The organism is Azospirillum sp. UENF 111221 (assembly GCF_058780625.1).
In genome coordinates this window covers 686,911-707,003 of the sequence record NZ_JBSNCH010000005.1, presented here as the reverse complement: position 1 = coordinate 707,003, position 20,093 = coordinate 686,911, and the positions used below count along the sequence as shown (strand labels likewise).

The window sequence follows — 20,093 nt, the reverse complement described above, 5'->3', positions numbered from 1 at the left end:
CGATGAGCGTTTATTGCGGTTGAGACGAAGATGGTGCTGGTGAAAGGGCATGGTGTGACGGCGGTTCGCTTATTCTTGGTCGGTCTGACGATCCTTGCCGGCCTGCTGGCCGGCTCGCAGCCCGCTCGGGCCTTCTCGCTGTTCGCCGGCGATACCGCCCGCGACTGGCTGGTCGAGAAGATCGAGGGTGCCGTAGAATCGCCGGACATGCATCTGAAGCTGGGCGCCATCGAAGGCAGCATCCCCACCGATTTCACCATTGCGACCGTCACGCTGTCCGACAGCCAGGGAGTTTGGCTGACCATCGACAGGCTGCATGTGGTGATGTCGCCGTCCGCCCTGTTCCTGCGCAGCGCCAGGATCGACGCGCTGGAGGCGGCGTCCGTGGTGGTGACCCGCGCGCCGGTCAGCACCCAGCCGGCCGCACCGTCCGATCCCAACGCCCCGCTGCTGCCCAGCCTGCCTGTCGACATCGATCTGAAGAAGCTGGTGGTGGAGCGGCTGGAGCTGGCGCCGGCGCTGCTTGGCGAGCCGGCGGTGCTGCGCATCGCCGGGGCTTTGGCTCTGGAGCACAGTGGCGGAGCGCTGAACACCAACCTGTCCGTGGCGCGCATCGACGACAAGCCGGGCAAGGCCGATCTGGTCGCCGTCTTCGACCCCGGCAAGAACACGCTGAACCTGTCGGTCGATGCGTCCGAACCCGCAGGCGGCGTCATGGCCCGTGCGCTGTCGATTCCCGGCCTGCCGCCGGTCGAACTGACGCTGAAGGGTGACGGCACGCTGGACGATTGGGCGGGCAAGCTGACCGCCATGGCTGGCGAGGCGGCATCGCCCACCGGCACGCTGAATGCCGATGCGACCATCAAGAAGGGGCCGGAAGGGCATGCACTGACGCTGGCGGCCGGCGGCAACGTCGCGCCGCTGATCGCCGGGCTGACCGGCGATACGGTGGTGCCGCTGATCGGCCCCAGCCCGACGCTGAACGCGACCGTCCTGCGGGCGCCGTCCGGGGCCATCAGCCTGCGTCCGCTGGCGCTGACCGTCGCCGCGGCGAACGCGACGGTGAACGGCGATGTCGCCGCCGATTACAAGAACCTGAACCTGCGCTGGACCTTGCAGGCCGGGCCGGACTCCACCCTGCATCCGCTGGTGCCGCTGTCCTGGCGCGAAGGCGTGGTGGAAGGCTCGGCGGAAGGGGCGCTGAGTGCGCTGAACGTCGCGGTGAACGCCACCTTGCGCGACCTTGCTGCCGACGATCCGGCGCTGTCCCGCCTGACCGGACCGGAGACGACTCTGGTTGCCAAGGCACAGCTCGACACCGGCAGCGGCCGGATCGGCTTGGAGACGCTGGCGGTGACCGCTGCGGCGGCACGGGCCGAAGCGAAAGGTACCGTCGGCGGCTGGGGCCAGACGGTCGACCTGACGCTGGGCGCGAACGCCGACGACCTCGCCCCGCTGTCGGGCCTCGCCGGCCGGCCGCTGGCCGGTGCGGTGGCGCTGTCGGGGCCGGTGAAGCGCGGGGCAGATGGCACGCTGACCGCCGAGTTGACCGGCAGCCTCGACCGGCTGTCCACCGGCACGCCTGCCGATGCGGTGCTGGGCGACAAGGCGACGCTGGCGCTGGCCGCCAGGATGGAGCCGGACGGCGCCATGCGCCTGACCGACCTGACGGTCGATGGCCGCAACGGCAAGCTGACCGGCAACGCGGCGCTGGCCGACAACAAGGTCGATGCCCGCACCACCCTGACCGTGGCGAAGCTGGAGCCGCTGGGCGGCGCGCTCGGCACACCCATGGAGGGAGCGGCGACTCTGGAGGCGACCGCCCGCGGCCCGCTCGACGCCATCGAGGCGCAGGCGACGCTGACCGCCCGCGACCTCGTGGTGCAGGGGCGCCGGCTGGGCGCCACGGAGGTCAAGGCGACCGCCGCCGGACTGCCGGCAACGCCGAACGGCACGGTTTCGGCGCGGACCAACCTGGACAAGACGCCGCTGTCGGTGGACGGGCGCTATGCCTTGCGGGAGCAGACGCTGCGGCTTGACGGGCTGACCGTCGCCAACGGGAACAACCGCATCACCGGACAGGCGCAGGTGGCGCTCGACACGCTGCTCGCGACCGGGCGGCTGGAGGGCAAGCTGCCCAACCTGAACGGCCTGTCGGCTTTGGCTGGCATGCCGCTGGGCGGCGGGGCGAGCTTCACCCTGGCGCTGGACGGCAAGGGCGGCAAGCAGGCGGCCAACCTGACCGCCGACGCCAGCGATCTGCGGGTCGAGGGGGAAGGCGGACCACTGCTCACCGCCCGCCGGCTGACGGCCAAGGCCGATGTGGCCGATGCGCTCGGCACCCCGAGCGGCAAGGCACGGGTGGAGATGACCGACGGCAATGCCGCCGGCACCGAGCTGCGCAGCGTCACGGCCTCTCTCGATGGGTCGCTGGCGAAGGCCGGCTTCCAGGCCAATGCCGCCGGAGCGGGCGCCCAGCCCGTTGCGCTCGATCTTGCCGGCAATCTGACGCGGGAAGGGCAGGTGACGCGTATCCGGCTCGACCGCCTGCAGGCGCGCTATGCCGGAGAGGATCTGCGGACCACCGCCCCGGCGACCATCCTGCTGGCCGACCGCCGGTATGAGGTGAAGGAGCTGCGGCTGTCGTCGGGCAATGCCCGGCTGGCCGCCGACCTCGGCCTGAACGGCGACCGGCTGAGCGGCGAGCTGACCATCGACCGCCTGCCGCTCGCCCTGGCGAAGCTGGCGAGCCCGACGCTGGCGCTGGACGGCGTCGCCAACGCGCGGGCGTCGCTGGGCGGCACCCTGCGCAACCCGCGCGCCGACGCCACCCTGCGGGTCAGCGGGTTGAAAGCGCAGCAGACGACGCAGGCCGGGCTTCCGGGCATCGACGCGACGCTGGACGCCCAATGGCGCGACCGCCGGCTGTCGCTGAACAGCCGGATCGCCATGCCGAAGAATGCCGGCACGCTGACCGCCAGCGCCGCGCTTCCGTTGGTGATGAACCCCGACAGCTATGCCGTCAGCGTGCCGTCCAATGGGGCGCTTGAGGCGACGGTGAACGGCACGGTGGATTTGTCGCTGGCGAACGACCTGCTCGCCGCCTCCGGCGACCGGGCGCGCGGATCGCTGCAGCTCGACGTGCGGGCCGGCGGGACGGTGGGCAAGCCGTCGCTTGGCGGGTCGGTGGTGCTGGCGAACGGACGCTACGAGAACCGGGCATCGGGTGCGGTGATCACCAACATCGAGGCGAGGCTGGTCGGCGACGGTGACGTCTTCACCATCCAGAGCTTCCGCGGCCGGACGCGCAACGGTGGTGCGATCAGCGCCAGCGGTGTCATCCGTCCGGGTGCTCCCGCCGACCGCCAGCTCGACATCGCGGTCCAGGCCGACAATGCCCGGCTGGTGGAGATCGATCTGGTGACTGCGGAGATCGGGGCGAACCTGACCCTGACCGGCGGCTTCGCCAACGCCCGGCTGGCGGGGCCGCTGGACATCCGCCGCGCCGAGATCCAAGTGCCCGACCGCATGCCGGCAAACGTCGTCGACCTGAAGGTGACGGAGGTCGGCAAGGGCCGTCGCGCCCGTGGGACCACCCAGGTGTCCACCGCCGGCGGCACCCGCCGCGTGCCCCAGCCGGCGGAAGCGCCGCCGGCCGCGACACCCTTTGTCCTGGCGCTGGACATGACGGTGAACGCGCCGAACCAGATCTTCGTCCGCGGCCGTGGGCTGGACGCGGAGCTTGCCGGCAATCTGCGCGTCAAGGGAACGGCTGCGGCGCCGGAGGTGACCGGCCGCTTCAACATCCTCAAAGGCAGCCTGAACCTGCTGGCCAAGAATTTCGAGTTCAAGCGCGGCATCTTCGACTTCGACGGGACCCAGCCCATCGACCCGCGGCTCGACCTGCTGGCCGAGGCGACCGCCAACGGCATCACCGCCGACGTGGTGGTCAGCGGCACCGCCCGCCAGCCGAAGATCGAGCTGACCTCGCCCCAGGGACTGCCGCAGGACGAGGTGCTGGCCGGCGTGCTCTTCGGCAAGTCGGTGGGCGATCTGAGCGCGGCGGAGGCGGTGCAGCTTGCCCAGTCCGCGGCGGCGCTGGCGGGAGTCGGCGGCGGAGGCGGCGGCATCCTGGACAAGGTGCGCCGCGGCCTGGGCGTCGACCGGCTGGACTTCACCCAGGGTGAGAACGGCAAGGGCGGAGCGGTGCAGGCCGGCCGCTATGTCAGCGACCGCGTTTATGTCGGTGTCGAGCAGGGAATCGGCGCCAACCAGAGCCGGGCGAAGGTCGAGGTCGACATCACCAAGAACCTCAAGGGCACGGCATCCGTCGGCGCCAACTCCGAGACGAAGTTCGGCGTGGTCTACGAGAAGGATTACTGACGGGAGGGGGCGGCGCTAACCCGCCACCCCGACCACGATCCGCGCATGCGACGGCACCGGCACGATGCCGTCCACCGCCCTGGCGTCGAAGCGACGGGCGATGTCGGTCTCCAGCGCATTTCGCTGCTCCGCAGTCAATCCGCCGAGCCGGTGGCCGAAGCTCATGTCGAGGGCGGCACGCCAGAAGGGCTGGCTGGCCGGCGCCTTGCGCACCGGGGTCAGCTCTGTTTCCGATGTCTCTGCAAAGCCGGCGGCGCGCATCAGGTCGGACAGAAGGTCCGGTGCCGCGAAGCGGAACAGCGGATCCAGGCTGCCATCGTCGCCGAGATGGTCGGCCACCGCGTCGCCGATCTCCGCGAACAGGCCGTTCCCGGCGCGCGTTCCCCACACCATGAAGGCCGCCTTGCCACCGGGACGCAGGACACGCCGCACCTCGCGCAGGGCAGAGTCCACCGCCGGCACGAACATGATGCCGAAGCGGCAGGTTACTCCGTCGAAAGCGGCGTCGGCGAAGGGCAGGGTGGTAATGTCGGCGGCGGTGAAGGCGGGTGCCGGCCCCTCCACGCTCCGGGCGCGGCGGACGGCGCCGGCCATCATGCCTGGCACCAGATCGCTTCCGACCACCAACCCATCGGCACCGGCCCGGCGCGCGGCGCTCAAGGCGGGCTCCCCCGCACCCGACGCAAGGTCGAGCAGGCGGTTCCCCTCGACCAGCCCCGCCGCATCGAGCAGCGAGCGGTTCAGCTTGTCGGCCAGATCGGCCATCGGATCGGCCCAGCGGTCCCAGGCATCGGCACTGGCGGCCCAGCGGTCGCGCTCGCGACCGGCATCAGGCATGGCGGCATCGGGACGGGTGGTTGCGGTCAATGGAGAAGCCTCGCCGTGCCGGCCACACGCTGGACCGTGTCGGCATCGCTCAACCGCTCGCCCAGGGCCGACAGCTCGTCGGACAGCTTGCGGTTTGCGTCGGTCAATTGTTGGATGCGGGTCTGCGCCGCCTGCTGCTGCTGGGACAGGGTCGCCACCGTCTCCGTCAGCTTGCGGATTTGCTGGGACTGGCGGGCCGCCGCCTCGTTCTGGCTGCGGCGGATCGATCCGACGGCCACCAGCACGACAAGGCTGACGGTCACGCCGGCCGCGATGGCGACGATGCTGATCCCGGTGAACCAGTCCATGGGCGCAAAGCTTCCGCCCATTTCACCCGATGGTCAAGCAGTCTGACAATCCATGGACGCAACGGACCCGGCGCCGAGCTGGCGCCGGGTCCGCTGTCGAAGAAACAACCGGGGAGGCAGCTGCGGTCAGCCGACGGAGCCGGTGACCGGGCGTTCCGCCTTCATGCGCAGTTCCTTCAGGTGATCGCCGAAGGCGCGCAGGACCGGCATGATCCGCTGGGTCTGGTCGGCGGTGACGTGGGCATCCGTCTTCAGCACGATGGTCGGCGCCTCGGCCATCAGGCGCTTGGCGCGCATCGGACCGACCTTGTCGTCGAGGAACATGGCCATGCCCATCAGGATGCCCAGCGTGACGTCGTCCGGAGCCTTGGGCAGGGCCAGGACTTCATGAAGCTCGTTCAGCAGGGTGTAGGCGACGATGGAGGTGCGTTCGATGGTGTCGACGTCGGCGGCCATGGGCATCGGGCAGGTCCTCGGGAAACGTTCGGATGAAACGTTGCGGGTGAGACACTGGCGGGTGACGCGGGAAGGCGTCCCGAAGGGCGCCAGCGCTTGCGAAATCCGTCGTTCCCCGAGGGTAATCGTCAGTTTATAACCAAAGTGTTAACCAAGCGCTGCCCGAGTCGCCCGAGTCGCATTTTTCCGAGTCGCAATCTTCCGTTCTCATCGTTTTCCGCTGCTGCGCGCCTTGGTCGAAAGCGACAGCTCGGCCACTTCCTCTCGCGCGCTGCTGACGAGGCCGGCCGACTGTACGATGTCGCGGTTGAATGGGTGATAGGTCTGTGCGTAGATCCCGCGGATCTTGGTCACGTAATCCTGCGTCTCGCGGTAGGGCGGGATGCCCTTGTATTGCAGCACGGCGCCTTCTCCGGCGTTGTAGCCCGCCAGCGCATAGGCGACGTTGCCGTTGAAGTAGGCCAGCAGCCAGCGCAGGTACTTCATGCCGCCGCGCATGTTCTGTTCCGCATTGAACGGGTCGGACACGCCGAAGCGCTCCGCCGTCTCCGGGATCAGCTGCATCAGCCCCTGGGCGTTCTTGTTCGAGACGACATCGACGCGATAGCCGGATTCCACCGCGATGACGGCGAGTACCAGATCGGGATCGAGGCCGTAGGTCGGCGCCATCTTCTGAACCATCGCGCGGATTTCCGCCGGCGGCTTGCGGATGATGCCCCAGCGCAGATTGGGCGGCTCGCAGCGGTCGGGCGTCTTCACCGTGCCTCCGGCGCTTCCGACCAGACGTTCCGCCTGCTCGTTGCCCAGTGCCGCGGCCTTGCGCAGCCAGGCACGGCCGAGGTCGGCGTCCTTGGACACGCCGCCCAGGCCGGCCATGTGCATGCGCCCGGCCATCAGCGCGGCATCGGAGTAATCCTGGCGGGCAGCCCGGCAATAGAGCGATAAGGCCAGCCGCGGATCGGCCTTCACCCCGTCGGCACGTTCGTAATGCTGTGCCAGTTCATACTGGGCACGCGCGCTGCCCTTGTTGGCCAACGCCTCCAGGGCGGCGACCGTTTTCTCTGCAATCCCGGCGCTGGCCGGTGCCGAGGCCAGCAGGCAAGGCAGGAGTACTGCTGCGGCAAGTGCCGACATGCGCGCACCGCGGGGTCGCCGGCTGGCATTGCCCTGCAGGGGAGATGAAGCGCGAAACGCGGACGGTGTACCGCAAAGGTTCGTGTGGTCTTCCACCGGACCCCCCTGTATGATTTTCTTCGAGCTTTCGGAGACCATCAAAAGGTCAAAAGCAGAGTTTTCAGGGAGGACGCTGCCGCACCCAATTGGCCGGGTGCCAGGCATAGCGGCATAAGCCGAAACGGAAGGGCGGCTGCCGGAGAATACATCACCGTAAGAGGTTGATGTGGCGCCGCCAATAAAAAATACATAGGCCGATCGACTGCTGTCGGTCGGTCTTTTTCTTTTCGCGTTGGTCATGCGTCCTCCAATCGAATTGGAGAAATAACGAACGACCATGTTTTAAGCCAATGCCCTAACGGTGATTGGTGTGGGATAGCGGGGGTACTCTAGGGGTTAGCTGTCTCCATTGTATGACCCATTAGCCTTTTTCCCAACTGGCAGCTCCTTTGTGCGCTCATTAAGTACGGATCGGGCCAGATAATCGGCTGCGAATTCGACGACCCCGGACGACGGAGACCATCCATTGTCCGGGGCCGTCGCGCCGGAGGCCCCGGCAAAGCCATCCGCATGAAGACGCGGAGAGCAGCCGTGGCGAACGGCATTGAAGGAGGCATCGTTTCACCGATGGCGAACCACGTCGCGACCACCTTGAGCCACCGACAGCTGGTCCCGGCCGGGCCGGTGCCCTTCGGCGCCGAGGCCGTTGGCCGGACCCGTTCGGACCGCCTGCCGACATATCTTGACCAAAACACAGCCGATGCCGGGATGGAGACCCATTTGACTGCCCATGCGGAGGCCGAGATGGCCGAAGCCAACACCGAAATCGACGAAGCCCCGGCCGATGTCGATACCGATGTTGATCGTGCCGACACCGCCGACACGGTTGTCCAGGCCGCCGCGGAGGACGATTTCCGCCCCGACCCCAACGCACCGCCCGACCCGGCGGTGATCCGCCAGATCGAGGAGGAAATCCCGCGCCTGCGCCGCTTCGCCCGTGCGATGGTGCGCGACGCCACCCTGGCCGACGATCTGGTGCAGGAATGCCTTGAACGCGCCCTGTCGCGCCTGCATCTGTGGCGCCCCGGCACCAACCTGCGGGCTTGGCTGTTCACCATCCTGCGCAACCTGCACATCAACGGTGTGCGCCGCCGCCAGCCGGTCGTCGATATCGATGCGGAGGCGCAGGCCGCGATCGGTGCCGCCCCGGGATCGCAGTTTGTGCGGATGGAGCTGCGCGACCTCCGCCGGGCGCTGGCCCTGCTGCCGAACGAGCAGCGCGAGGTGGTTCTGCTGATCGGGCTGGAAGGGATCTCCTACAACGAGGCGGCCGACATCCTGGGCATTTCCATCGGCACGGTAAAGTCGCGCCTGTCGCGCGGCCGCCGCGCCCTCCGCCTGCTGATGGAAGGGGAAAGCCCGTCGGACGCGGCTGACGCCTGATTGCCCGACGCCTGATTGCCCAACGCGTGATCGTGGCGGGCGCGTCTTCGTCAACTTCCGGCATGTGTTGATTTCTGCGGGGCGCCCGGTGGCCGGGCGTCCCGTTTCCATGTCTGTCCGTCTTCTGTCCGTCGCAGTCGGCCGTGGATGGAAGACCGCAAGCAAAAAAGAACGGCGGCGCCCTTACGGACGCCGCCGGAGGCGGGGACGATCGAGACGATGTCGGGGCATAGCTGCACCGACGGCATCTCTGGAGGAGAAAGTCTTGCAGCCTCAGGAGATACTGCGATCAACCGGCCGGCCCGAAGGAGGTTCCGTACCGCGGGAACCTTAGGCCGGCCGGTTCGGCAGCCTGTCTAACGTCGCCGGACCAGACCCATGATCAGGCTGATGGCGAACAGGACCAGGAACAGGAAGAACAGGATTTGCGCGATACCGGAACTGGCCGACGCAATTCCACCGAACCCGAGCGCGCCGGCGATCAGCGCGATGACGAAGAAAACGAGAGCCCAATAGAGCATCATACCCTCCCTCGCTCGGCCGAATAGTCACCAAGGACCGCCGGCGTCACGCATGAGACAAGTCGTGGCCGCATCCGCCGTCCCGTCGTCTCCATCTCCTGGCCTCTGCTTGGGCATGCAAGTCGGGGCGGGGTGAAGGTAAGCAGAGCCGGTGCGGCGGCATTCGAAGATCAGAACAACGCCGTAGGCACGATGTTCCCTGTATCTGATCGGCCGGAGTATCGTAGCGCCGCAGGGCTGGTGCGGACTGGCATTTATGCAACAACGGGGCTGTCTGCGCGTTTCCGTTTGATGAGAGGTCCGGCACCCGCCGGCCATGGGGGACGACAACGAGCGAGGACCCGATGAAGACCGGATTGATCCTGGCGGCAATGGCCGCCTCAGTCGCTATGGTTCCGGTGGCGATGGCGCAGCAGACCTATTCGCAAAGCTATTCCACCTATTCGAGCCAGAACCATTCGGGCAGCACCGGCAGCGATCTTTCCAGCCTGACCGGCTCCGCGGGAGGAAGCTCATCCGATCTCGCCGGACGCCGCGGCCGGGGACAGAAGCCGATCGAACTGCAACAGACGACGCTGCTCAACCAGCTCAGTGCCGCCGGCTATGTCTCGGTGCGCGACTTCCGCAAGGACGGGGACCGCTATGTCGCCAACGCAATGACCCCGCAGGGGCAATGGACGACGGTGGTGCTCGACCCGCGCAACTCTTCGACAACGCCGGCCGCCAATCCAGTCGTAACACCGGGCAGCAAGCCGATCCGTTGATCTAGTTGAGCAGTCGCGCCCATGTGCCGGCGAGGCGGCCGACGCCTCCCGGCACACGGAGATCGTAGAGCGGCAGCGGCTGTTGCAGGCGTTGCCCGGCATCGCGGCCCAGCGTACGCACCGCCGTCTCCACCGTGCCGCCGACCGGAAGCCAGCCTGAAGCGGCGATGGGCACCACCAGCGCCAATCCCCAATCCATCCTTCCGCCGAACCGGCTTTGCGCGCCGTCCGGCCCTTCTGTCCAGGTGGCATGGGCTTTCAGGCCGATGCCGCCGTCGAAGCGGCGCATCACCTCCACCGTGCCACCCCAGTCGCCGCCGAGATAGCGGCCGAGCCGAAGCGCGGTCGTGGTGTCGGCCCCCGGCGATTCCCAATAGACGCTGGCATGGCCGGTGCCGCGGGCGTCGGTGCGGTCGAAGCCGAGCAGGCTGTCCGGCCGCCGCTTCCACACATGGTTGAGGTCGAGGCCCAGCGCCCAGCGGGCGGCGAGCGGCTGCACCAGCGCCTCGGCACCGATGCCGGCATACATCTCCTCCAGATGGCCGGCGGACAGCCGGGTGGTCAGTCCATCCGCCGGGCGGGCGAGCCAAGCCCCATAGGCATGGTCGAGCGACATCCGACGGTCGGCGTAACGCGGCAGATCGCTGCGCACGGGCTGTTCCGCCGGCAGGGCATTGGTGTCCAGCAGTTGCAGATCGCTCGGCGCGTTGATGCGCAGCCCGCCGCCCAGCACCAGCCCGCGCATCGGCTCCGCCCGCAGCATCACGTCCGTGTGGGTGCGTTGGGCCAATGGCGTTCCCAGCTCCGCCAGATCGAAGGTGGCGACGAGCCGGGTCGAGAGATCGAGGGAGGGGTGCCAGTCGGGCGGCGGTTCGGCTGCCGGGGCAAGTTGCGTGGTTTGCCAGAATCTCCTCGGCGCTGCCGCGATGGTTTGCGGCCCGTTCCAGGTCGCGGCGGAACAAGGTCACGGCCGCCGCGTCGAGACCTATGGCGCCGGTGACGATGCGGAGCCGTTCAACTCCGGGCGGAGCGAGATCGGCAAGCAGGCGGGCGGCATCGCCGACCTCGCGTGCCAACGGCATCCGTCCGCTCCCGGCCGGGTCGAGCCACAGGGTCGCCAGCTCTCCCTCGATCCGGGCCGAGCGGACGGGAAGGCCCCGGCTGCGGGCCACCAGGGCGATGGCATCGGCGGACAAGGCCGAGCCGGCGGAGGGGCGCGGGCCGATGGTAGGGGGAGGGCGGTCGGGTTTGTCGGCATCCACCGCCGGATCGAAGCGGACCGACAGCCGCAGCATCAAGCGGCGTCCCTGCTCGTAGGCCGCGCCCAGATCGGCCCAGGATGTGGGACGCCAGGACAGGCCCACGCTGTAGCGGCTGCCGGGATCGAAGCCCGGTTCATCCTGCCGCTGGGCGCGGAAGTGGTCGCCGGAGGATTCCAGCTTCAGGCTCAGACCGTCGACCGGCAAATGCCACTCGGCACCGCCGAACAGCGCCACCCGCTCGCCGCTGAACCATACCTTGGGGCCGCGGGTTATCGGCCAGGCGGAGGGGTCGCGGTCACGGCGGAACCGGCCGCCCAGAAAACGCAGCGGGTTGCGCAGCTGGCCGGCCTCTCCCAGCGTCCCCCAACCCATGCCCAGCGTCAGGTCCACATCCCACCAGCGGCGCGACAGGGCGAGGTATTCGCCGGCGAAGCGGCCCTTGCCCGGCAGGTCCAACCCCGAGCCGGTGACGTCGCGTCCGCCGACCACGACTGCCGGCCCATGCTCATCCTCCCGCCGCAGGCGGAGTTTCAGGTCCAGGCCGGGTTCGCTGAGGCCGTAATAGCCGGGATAAGCGCTATTGCGGCCGGTGACCTCCAACCAGGGCAGCAGCTGGGCCGAGATCGAGTAATGGCGATGCAGATCGCCGAGCGCGGTCAACCCGCCGCTCATCGACCCGTCGGGCGCCATCCGGGCGTTCGGCATCTGCAACAGCCCGATCCCACCCCAGTCGGACAGGCTGACCCCTGTCTCTCCGGCGAAAGCGGGGGAGGTGAGCATTGGAAGAAGGAAAGCGATAAGGAAGGGGCGCACGCGATGATCGCGAAAGTTCGGAGCAGGTGCCCGATCCTTCGCGAGTCATGCGTATGGATGCAACTGAAAAGCTATGGAGTCGCCTCCTTACGGCGCCTCTACCACGTCGAAGTCGTGGGTGATGGCCGCGGTCTGGCCCAGCATGATGGAAGCCGAGCAGTATTTTTCCGCCGACAGGGCGATGGCGCGCTCGACCTTCGCCGGATCCAGCTTGCGGCCGGTCACGGTGAAGTGGACGTGAATCTTGGTGAAGACCTTCGGGTCGGTTTCCGCCCGCTCCGCCTCGATGGCGGCGACGCAGTCGGTGATCTGCTGGCGGCCCTTTTCCAGGATCATTACCACGTCGAAGCAGGTGCAGCCGCCCATGCCGATCAGCAGCATTTCCATCGGCCGGATGCCGGCGTTGCGGCCACCGGCTTCGACGGCGCCATCCATCACCACGGCATGGCCGCTGCCGGATTCGCCGACGAACATCTTGCCGTCCACCCAGGTGACGCGCGCCTTCATGACCATTTCCTTCGTTCACTGTTGATCGTGAGTGACCGCGCGAAGCTAGGCGCCGCGATGGATCTGCGCAAGAGGCGCACTGCGCCGTTCCGTGCAAGGGGGCGTGCCTTCCATGTCGGGCTTGTCCAAGGGACCATGAGCGCCCAAACTCCGGTGCGCTGCGATGCACAATCCGACGACGGGACCCATCATCATGCCGCACGGCCATTCCTATGGCGGTTCGACCAACCTCGACCATGATCATGCAGGGCATGACAACCCCGATCACGGCCATTCCGATCACGGCCATGCCGGCCATCAACACCATCACGGGCCGGTGCGCTACGACCGCTCTTTCGCTCTGGGGGCGCTGCTGAACATCGGCTTCGTGGTGGTGGAAGCGGTCTATGGGCTGATCGCCAACTCCACCGCCCTGATCGCCGACGCCGGGCACAATCTCAGCGACGTGATGGGACTGCTCCTGGCCTGGGGAGCGGTGTGGCTCGGGCGGCGAATTCCGCAGGGACGCTATACTTACGGCTTCGGCAACGCCTCGATCCTGGCATCGCTGCTGAATGCCATGATCCTGCTGATCGCCGTCGGCGCCATCCTGCTGGAGGCGGTCAACCGCCTTGCCGATCCGGAACCGGTCGGAGAAACGACGGTGATGGTGGTTGCGGCGGTCGGAATCGTCATCAATGGCTGGACCGCCTGGCTGTTCATGGGCGGGCAGAAGCACGACATCAATCTGCGCGGCGCCTATCTGCACATGGCGGCCGACGCGGCGGTGTCGCTGGGCGTGGTGGTGGCGGCGCTGCTAATCCGCTTCACCGGCTGGCTGTGGCTGGATCCGGTAACCAGCATCCTCATCGCCCTGGTCATCGTTGGCGGCACCTGGGGATTGCTGCGTGATTCGGTGCGCTTGGCGATGGGCGCGGTGCCGGACGGCGTCGACCGGACGGGGGTGGAGCGCTATCTGGCCGGACTGCCCGGCGTCACCGCCGTGCATGACCTGCACATATGGCCGATCAGCACGACCGAAACCGCCCTGACCGCCCATCTCGTCCGTCCAGGCATTGGGCAGGACGACGCGCTGCTGCTGGGCATCTCGACGGTGCTGAAGGACCGCTTCGGCATCGGCCACGCTACCATCCAGGTGGAGCATGACGGCAGCTGTTGCCGTCTTGCTCCCGCGGACGTGGTTTGATCGGTCAGGCCTGTTCGCGGGCAAGGCGGCGGGCGTTGGCGCGCACCTTGCGATAAGCGGGGTTCATGCCGGCGGCGGCGAGGGAGGCCGTCGCCTCGATCAGGCGCAGGTTGGCATGGATGCCGGCATCGACGACATCCGCCAGCAGGCGCTGCTGGACATCGATGATCTCTACCGGGTTCTTGCAACTGGCGAGGCCGCCGATGGTGGTGGCGGCTGCCTGGGTCTGCTTGGTGATCATGGTGATCCAGGCCTGTCCGAACTCGCCGATGCCGGTGGCGACGGCGTGGAAGGCTTCCACTGCCGCCTCCACCTTTTCAGCACCCATGCGGATGAATTCCGGATTGGCGAAGTCGATGGGGTTCGACAGCGCCGCGGTCATCATCGCGGTGCGGTATCCGATGGTCTGCGCCGCCGCGACGCCCATTTCGCCACCGCGAAGGCCGGTCTTGGTGAGCTGGCCCGCCACCGCCATCAGCCTGTCGGTGGGGTGGCCATTGCCGGCATTCTCTCGTGACATGGGCGTCGCCTCTCTGAAGAAATAGTTGCCGGAACCTGACTGCAGGGTCAACGCTGCACTGCAACATAAGTTCCGGCACGATCTTTACGCCTCGGCGAGCGCGCGGTCGAGATCTTCCATGATGTCCTGGGGATCCTCTAGACCAACGGACAGGCGCAGCAGGCCGGGTTCGATCCGGGCGGCGGCCTTCTCCTCATCCGTAAGCTTGCAATGGGTGGTGGTGGCGGGATGGGTGATCAGGCTCTTCGAATCGCCCAGATTGTTGGAGATCATCACCATGCGCAGGCCGTTCAGCGTGTTGAACGCCTCGGTCTTGCCACCCTTGAGGAAGACCGACAGCATGTTGCCGCCGCCGGTCATCTGCTTGCGCACCAGATCGTATTGCGGGTGGCTGGGCAGCAGCGGGTACAGCACCTGGGCCACCTTCGGGTGGCTTTCCAGGAACTCCGCGACCTGGAGCCCGGCGGCCGACTGGGCATGGACGCGCAGCTCCAGCGTCTCCATCCCCTTCAGCAGCAGCCAGGAATTGAAGGGGGAGATGGTCGGCCCGGTGTTGCGCAGGAAGGGATGGATGACCTCCGAGGCGTATTTCTTGTCCTTGGCCAGGATGACGCCGCCCAGGCAGCGGCCTTGGCCGTCGATGTGCTTGGTCGCCGAATAGATGATGACGTCGGCGCCGAAGTCGAACGGACGCTGGAGCACCGGCGTGGCGAAGGCATTGTCGACGACGACCACCGCGCCCGCCTTATGGGCGAGATCGCAGACCGCCCGGAGATCGACGACCTCGAGCCCGGGGTTGGACGGGGTTTCCAGGAAGACCGCCTTGGCCGGCTTCGACAGCGCCTCTTCCCACTCCGCCAGGTTGGTGCCGTCGACGAACACCGTTTCGATGCCGTAGCGGCTACACAGAATCCTTCAGGATCCAGTAGCAGGAGATGAAGAGCGCCCGCGGAGCCACCACCCGGTCGCCGGTGCGCAGGCCGCTCATCAGGGCACCATGCACCGCGGCCATGCCGCTGGCGGTGGCATAGGCCCATTCCGCACCCTCATATTCGGCCAGCCGGTCCTCGAACATCGCCGAGGTCGGGTTGCGGAATCGGGAATAGACGTGGCGCGCGCCGTCGTTGGCGAAGGCGTTCTCCGCCTCTTCCGCCGAGCCGTAGACGAAGCCGGAGGTCTGGTACAGCGCCTCGCAGGTTTCGTCGAACTGCGAGCGGCGGATGCCGCCATGGACCAGCTTGGAGCGGGGGCGCAGCCCCGTGACGTTCGGATTGCGATGATCGGTGCGCGACATTCCGCGACTCTCTCCCTGATGATCGCCGGTGGGGCAAGGCCGGCCGCAAACAAAAAAAGCCCCGACCGATCGGGTCGAGGCGCGGACGCGGCTCGGACCTTTTTAGCGGGTTGTTTTACGTGGCCCGCAAGCCGGTCGACCAAATCACCACGTGGATCCGCTTGTACGACTGCCTATGACCGTCGTCAAGAGGGGCTAGCCATGACGTGCCGTCTCCTCTGCCCCTTGTGGGGAGGAGGATTTCGACAGCATACTTTTAACGTCTCCCGGATTGGCCCCGCCCAGCAGCGTCGCCAGCGCGCCGAAAGCCGCAGCGCCGCCAGAGACGAGCAAGGCCAGCGCCAGGAACCGCACTGCGGTGGAAGGCGCGTCCAGCCAGGGGGCCAGCACATGCCCGCCCGCCAGAAGGGCGGCCCCCATGCCGGCCGCAGCCGCCGCGATCCGGGGCGCGCGGCGCTTCAGGCGCTCATCCAGGTCGAACAGGCTGCGCTTGCGCATCGCCGCCACCAGCAGGGCGACATCCAGCCAGGCCGTCAGCCCGGTGGACAGCGCGATTCCGACATGGCCCAGCCAGGGCATCAGAACCAGAGCCAGCAGGGCGGTCGCCACCGTCACGATGACGGCGACGCGCACCGGGGTGACCGTGTCGTGGCGGGCGAAGAAGGCGGCGTTCAGCGACTTCACGATCACATAGGCCGGGATGCCGATGGCATAGGCGGCGAGCGCCATCGCCGTGGCGTGCGCCTCCTCCGGACCGAAGGCGCCGCGCTGGAACAGGACGGCGACGATGGGCGTCCCCGCCACGCCGAGTGCCACCGCGGCCGGGAGGCCGAGCAGCAGGCTGAACTCCAGCGCGCGGCTTAGGTAATGGCGGACCATCCGCTCGTCCCCGGCGGCGACATGGCGGGCCAGCACCGGCAGAAGGGCGGTGCCGATGGCGATGCCGATGACGCCCAGCGGCATCTGGTTCAGCCGGTCGGCATAATAGAGGAACGACACCGCGCCCGACGGCAGCAGCGAGGCGAGCACGATGTTCAGGAACAGGTTGATCTGCATGACCCCGGCACCGATGGCGCCCGGGCCGATCAGCCGGAACAGCCGCCGCATCCCCTCCGTCATCCGCGGCGGGCGCAGCGTCAGCACCACCCCGGCCTTGGCGCAGGCCCAGGCCATCCAGGCGACCTGGACCACCCCCGACAGCGTCACCGCCGCCGCCATGGCGGTGCCGGGTTCCAGACCCAGCCGCGGGGCGATCAGCAGGGCGGCCACCAGCGTCAGGTTGAAGGCGATGGGCGCCGCGGCGAACGGTCCGAAACGGTCGAGCGCATTCAGAACCCCGCCCAGCAGAGCCACCAGCGAGATCAGCGCCAGGTAGGGAAAGGTCAGCCGCGCCATATCAACCGCCAGGGCGAACTTGGCCGGTTCGTCGACGAAGCCGGGGGCGAGCCCGTGCATCAACCAGGGCATGGCGACGATGGCCGCCAGCGTGAAGGGCAGCAGCATGGCCAGCAACATTGCCAGCGCTTCCTCCGCGAAACGGATGGCGGCGCTGCGCCCGCGGGTCTGAAGCTCAGCGGCGAACAGCGGGACGAAGGCGACGCCGAAGGCGCCCTCCGCGAACAGTCGGCGGAACAGGTTGGGCAGCTTCAGCGCGACGAAGAAGGCGTCGGCCACCGGGCCGGCGCCCAGCACCGCCGCGGTCAAAATGTCGCGTGCGAAGCCGGCCAGCCGGCTCAACAGGGTCAGTCCGCCGACGGTGGCGATGGCGCGTGCGAAGCTCATCGCGGCGGTATAGCCGGCTGCGGCAGCGCGGCAAAGCCAGCTTTTCGGCGCGGTTGGCGCCGCCGGGCATGCCCAGCGCCCCAGCGGTCCGGTGCGCCGGAGCGTGTCTCGGAACGCTGTAGACGAGAGAAATTGGGGGGTGGCCTGCATGGGTGGAGCAACTGTCCACCGGTGCCACCTTGCCGGTTACGGCGTTGCGTCGGCATCTGCGTTGCGGCATGCTTGCGTCCGCCTGCCGCGGGCGTCCGCTTTCCTGGCGATGGACACGGCCGGCGGACGATCCACTGCGTTCGGGGTATACGTGAAGCGGGCGCTCTGGCTTTTTTCCGGTTTCGGCGGGCGTCTGGTCCTGCCCGCCATGGCGGTTGCGCTGGCCATCGCCGCCCTGTGGTGGATTCTGCTCGACCGCCTCCATCGGGAAGAGCGTTTGCTCGACCTGACCGCCCATGAGAAGACCGCCGTCGTGGCCCGTCTGGTGGAGGAGCATGCGGTCTCCACCTTCCGCCGCGTCGACGACCTGCTGCTGGACCTGATCGCCAACACCGAGCGCAACCGCTCCATGCGCCTGGATTCCCGGCGGGCCTTTGAAGAGGGCCTGGTGGTCGGGGTTCGCGTCTATGACACTTCGGGCCTGCTGACCATGGGCGGGGGGCGGGCCACCTTCCAGGGTGCCATCACCGACCGCGACGAGTTCCGCATCGCCCGCGACGCCGCGCCGCGCGGGCTGGTGATCGGCATGCCCTACGCATCGTCCGAAACGCAGGATCCGCTGATCCCGGTTTCGCGCCGGCTGGAGAATGCCGACGGCACATTCGCCGGGATTGCGGTCGCCGACATTCCGGTCGAATCCTTCGCCCGCTACTACCGCGTGCTCGGCTTGCCGGCCGACGGTGCGGCGACGCTGCTGCGGACGGACGGCGTCATCATCGCCCGCAACGCGGGGGCCACCAGCGTCACGGGGCGGGGAACCACCAACACAGAACTGTGGCAGGCGATCAGGCAGCAACCCGTCGGCCACATCCGCATGGTCAGTCCGGTCGACGGGGTGGAGCGGATCACCGCCTTCCGGTCGGCGCCCGACTATCCGGTGGTCGCCATCGTCGGTAAATCGGTGGAGACCGTGTTCGGTCCCTGGCGCGACAATGCCCGCCTCTACATCGGCTGGGCGGTCGCCACCACGGTGGTGATCCTGCTGTTCGTCATCGCCTTCATTGTCGAGTTGCAATGGCGCCGCCACACCGACCGGGCGCTGCGCGTGCGCAACCGGGCGCTGGCCTGGAGCAACGACGGCATCATGATCGCCGACGCTACCCAGCCGGGCATGCCCATCGTCTATGTCAATCCGGCGCTCGAACAGTTGCTGGGTGCGCCGATTTCCGCCCTGATGGGCAGCGGCGCCCTGACCGCGCTGGAACGGGCGACCAGGGACCGTGCTGCCTTGCAGCCCTTGCGCGACGCCATCGTCGTCGGACGCGATGCGCGGGTGGAACTGACCCGGTCCGACCCGGACGGGGAGGGGGCGGACCCGAAAGGGCCGCGCTGCCTGGAGCTGAGCGCGTCGCCGGTCCGCGATCATGACAACCGGCTGGTCAGCCTGATCGCCACCGTCCGCGACATCTCCGAACACAAGCGTGCCCAGGCGGCGCTGACCGATGCGAGGCGGGAGGCCGACCGGGCGAATGTCGCCAAGTCCAAGTTCCTGGCCGCCGCCAGCCACGATCTGCGCCAGCCGGTGCAGTCGCTGATGCTGCTGATGGAGGTGCTGTCGAGCCGCGTCAGCGACCCGATGACCCGCAATGTCCTGGGCACGATGGAGCGGGCGCTCGGCGCCTTGAAGATGCTGCTCGACGGACTGCTGGACGTCTCCCGGCTGGAGGCGGGCGCGGTGGTGCCGGAGGTCGAGGTCTTCGCGCTGGCGGAGGTGATGGACCGCGTCGCCGCCAACAGCCGGCCGGTCGCCGTCCAGAAGGGACTGCTCCTGCACATCGTGCCGAGCAGCATCCATGTGCGCAGCGACCCGATGCTGCTCGGCCGCATCCTGCAGAATCTGGTGGAAAACGCCCTGCGCTACACCGACAGGGGCCGCATCCTGATCGGCTGCCGCCGCCGCGGCCACATGCTGCGCATAGAGGTGTGGGACACCGGCATCGGCATTCCCGCCGACCAACAGGAGGACATCTTCCAGGAGTTCGTGCAGGTCGGCAACGCCAGCCGCAACCGCGACCAGGGGCTGGGACTTGGGCTGGCGGTGGTGCGGCGGCTGTCGGTCATGCTGGGCCATCAGGTGACGGTGCGGTCGACACCCGGAGAAGGGTCGGTCTTTGCGGTCGAGCTTCCCGTTGCCGATCCCCCGGCGGCGAAACCGGCCCCCGCTCCATGCTCTCCCTGTCCGGCTTTCGCCACGACGGTGCTGGTGATCGAGGATGACATGATCGTCCGTGAAGGGCTGCGGGCCATGCTGGCCGAGTGGGGCTATGGCGTCATGGCGGCCGAATCCTGCGCCGAGGCCCTGGACCTCGCCAACCGCGGGCCGGCGCCCGACCTGATCGTCGCCGATTACCGCCTGCGCGACGGCCGCACCGGAACGGAGGCCATCCGCGAGGTGCGGCTGGCCTTGGGCCGCATCCTGCCGGGCATCCTCGTCACCGGCGACACCGCCCCCGCCCGCGCGCAGGAGGCGGAGGCCGGCAATTTCCGCGTGATGCACAAGCCGGTGATCGCCGCGGATCTGCGCCGCGCGGTGGCCGAGGCGCTGGAACCGCTGCGGCGCGAACGCCAGACCGTCGCCTGACCGGCGGCGGGCGGCAGCCGGGA

At 68.2% G+C, this 20,093-nt stretch carries 14 protein-coding genes, 2 pseudogenes and 1 riboswitch; of the genes and pseudogenes, 5 read left to right on the top strand and 11 right to left on the bottom strand.

The features are described 5' to 3' along the window. Window positions 1-75: 75 nt before the first annotated feature. A complete protein-coding gene (locus ACWPN3_RS17735; protein WP_492261636.1) occupies window positions 76-4,383 on the top strand; it encodes a translocation/assembly module TamB domain-containing protein in 4,308 nt (1,435 codons plus the stop codon). Window positions 4,384-4,398: 15 nt separating this feature from the next. On the opposite strand, the gene ACWPN3_RS17730 is transcribed toward ACWPN3_RS17735, so the two are convergent. The 4 genes from ACWPN3_RS17730 to ACWPN3_RS17715 all read right to left on the bottom strand — a co-directional run bounded on the left by ACWPN3_RS17730 (window position 4,399) and on the right by ACWPN3_RS17715 (window position 7,148). Continuing rightward, window positions 4,399-5,250, bottom strand: a complete 852-nt coding sequence (locus ACWPN3_RS17730) for a methyltransferase domain-containing protein (RefSeq protein ID WP_492240657.1) — start codon at window positions 5,248-5,250, stop codon at window positions 4,399-4,401. Continuing rightward, window positions 5,247-5,558 carry a hypothetical protein gene (locus tag ACWPN3_RS17725; protein ID WP_492240656.1) on the bottom strand — a complete coding sequence of 104 codons (312 nt, stop codon included), beginning with the start codon at window positions 5,556-5,558 and terminating at the stop codon, window positions 5,247-5,249. The genes ACWPN3_RS17730 and ACWPN3_RS17725 overlap by 4 nt, the downstream gene beginning before the upstream one ends. Before the next feature lie 126 nt (window positions 5,559-5,684). Next, complete coding sequence (locus ACWPN3_RS17720; protein WP_109096787.1) at window positions 5,685-6,020, bottom strand: hypothetical protein; 336 nt, start codon at window positions 6,018-6,020, stop codon at window positions 5,685-5,687. Window positions 6,021-6,221: 201 nt separating this feature from the next. Then, window positions 6,222-7,148 carry a lytic transglycosylase domain-containing protein gene (locus ACWPN3_RS17715; protein ID WP_492240655.1) on the bottom strand — a complete coding sequence of 309 codons (927 nt, stop codon included), beginning with the start codon at window positions 7,146-7,148 and terminating at the stop codon, window positions 6,222-6,224. A gap of 666 nt (window positions 7,149-7,814) precedes the next feature. Here ACWPN3_RS17715 and ACWPN3_RS17710 point away from each other — a divergent pair. Beyond that, window positions 7,815-8,630, top strand: a complete 816-nt coding sequence (locus tag ACWPN3_RS17710; RefSeq protein WP_492240654.1) for an RNA polymerase sigma factor — start codon at window positions 7,815-7,817, stop codon at window positions 8,628-8,630. A 356-nt stretch (window positions 8,631-8,986) separates the two neighbouring features. Here the strand turns inward: ACWPN3_RS17710 and ACWPN3_RS17705 are convergent, their stop codons facing one another. Then, entirely contained in the window at window positions 8,987-9,151 is a 165-nt protein-coding gene (locus ACWPN3_RS17705) for a DUF1328 domain-containing protein (protein WP_042689062.1), read from the bottom strand. A gap of 344 nt (window positions 9,152-9,495) precedes the next feature. Here ACWPN3_RS17705 and ACWPN3_RS17700 point away from each other — a divergent pair, with 344 nt between their 5' ends. Further along, complete coding sequence (locus ACWPN3_RS17700) at window positions 9,496-9,915, top strand: hypothetical protein (protein WP_492240653.1); 420 nt, start codon at window positions 9,496-9,498, stop codon at window positions 9,913-9,915. Between the two features lies 1 nt (window position 9,916). Here ACWPN3_RS17700 and ACWPN3_RS17695 read toward each other — a convergent pair whose 3' ends face one another. The 3 genes and pseudogenes from ACWPN3_RS17695 to ACWPN3_RS17685 form a co-directional block, all read right to left on the bottom strand. After that, window positions 9,917-10,705, bottom strand: coding sequence for a YjbH domain-containing protein (locus tag ACWPN3_RS17695; protein ID WP_492261635.1), 789 nt, complete (start codon window positions 10,703-10,705; stop codon window positions 9,917-9,919). A gap of 166 nt (window positions 10,706-10,871) precedes the next feature. After that, window positions 10,872-11,867 (bottom strand): annotated as a pseudogene (locus tag ACWPN3_RS17690) (YjbH domain-containing protein); the annotation flags it as partial. A gap of 210 nt (window positions 11,868-12,077) precedes the next feature. Beyond that, complete coding sequence (locus ACWPN3_RS17685) at window positions 12,078-12,497, bottom strand: OsmC family protein (protein WP_492240651.1); 420 nt, start codon at window positions 12,495-12,497, stop codon at window positions 12,078-12,080. Between the two features lie 193 nt (window positions 12,498-12,690). Here ACWPN3_RS17685 and ACWPN3_RS17680 point away from each other — a divergent pair, with 193 nt between their 5' ends. After that, window positions 12,691-13,683, top strand: a complete 993-nt coding sequence (locus tag ACWPN3_RS17680; RefSeq protein WP_492261634.1) for a cation diffusion facilitator family transporter — start codon at window positions 12,691-12,693, stop codon at window positions 13,681-13,683. 4 nt (window positions 13,684-13,687) lie between these two features. Here ACWPN3_RS17680 and ACWPN3_RS17675 read toward each other — a convergent pair whose 3' ends face one another. From ACWPN3_RS17675 to murJ, 3 genes and pseudogenes are all read right to left on the bottom strand, one after another. Further along, the gene (locus ACWPN3_RS17675) at window positions 13,688-14,203 is read right to left on the bottom strand and encodes a phasin family protein (protein WP_109096783.1); all 516 of its coding nucleotides are present in this window, start codon (window positions 14,201-14,203) and stop codon (window positions 13,688-13,690) included. An 84-nt stretch (window positions 14,204-14,287) separates the two neighbouring features. After that, a pseudogene (gene metZ / locus ACWPN3_RS17670) lies at window positions 14,288-15,497 on the bottom strand (O-succinylhomoserine sulfhydrylase). 81 nt (window positions 15,498-15,578) lie between these two features. Further along, a riboswitch (SAM riboswitch) is annotated at window positions 15,579-15,658 on the bottom strand. Between the two features lie 34 nt (window positions 15,659-15,692). Further along, window positions 15,693-17,279: a murein biosynthesis integral membrane protein MurJ gene (gene murJ, locus ACWPN3_RS17665; protein WP_492240649.1), complete on the bottom strand. Its 1,587-nt coding sequence runs from the start codon at window positions 17,277-17,279 to the stop codon at window positions 15,693-15,695. A 301-nt stretch (window positions 17,280-17,580) separates the two neighbouring features. Between murJ and ACWPN3_RS17660 the strand changes: the two genes are divergently transcribed. After that, window positions 17,581-20,070, top strand: coding sequence for a hybrid sensor histidine kinase/response regulator (locus tag ACWPN3_RS17660; RefSeq protein WP_492261633.1), 2,490 nt, complete (start codon window positions 17,581-17,583; stop codon window positions 20,068-20,070). The last annotated feature ends 23 nt before the right edge of the window (window positions 20,071-20,093 follow it).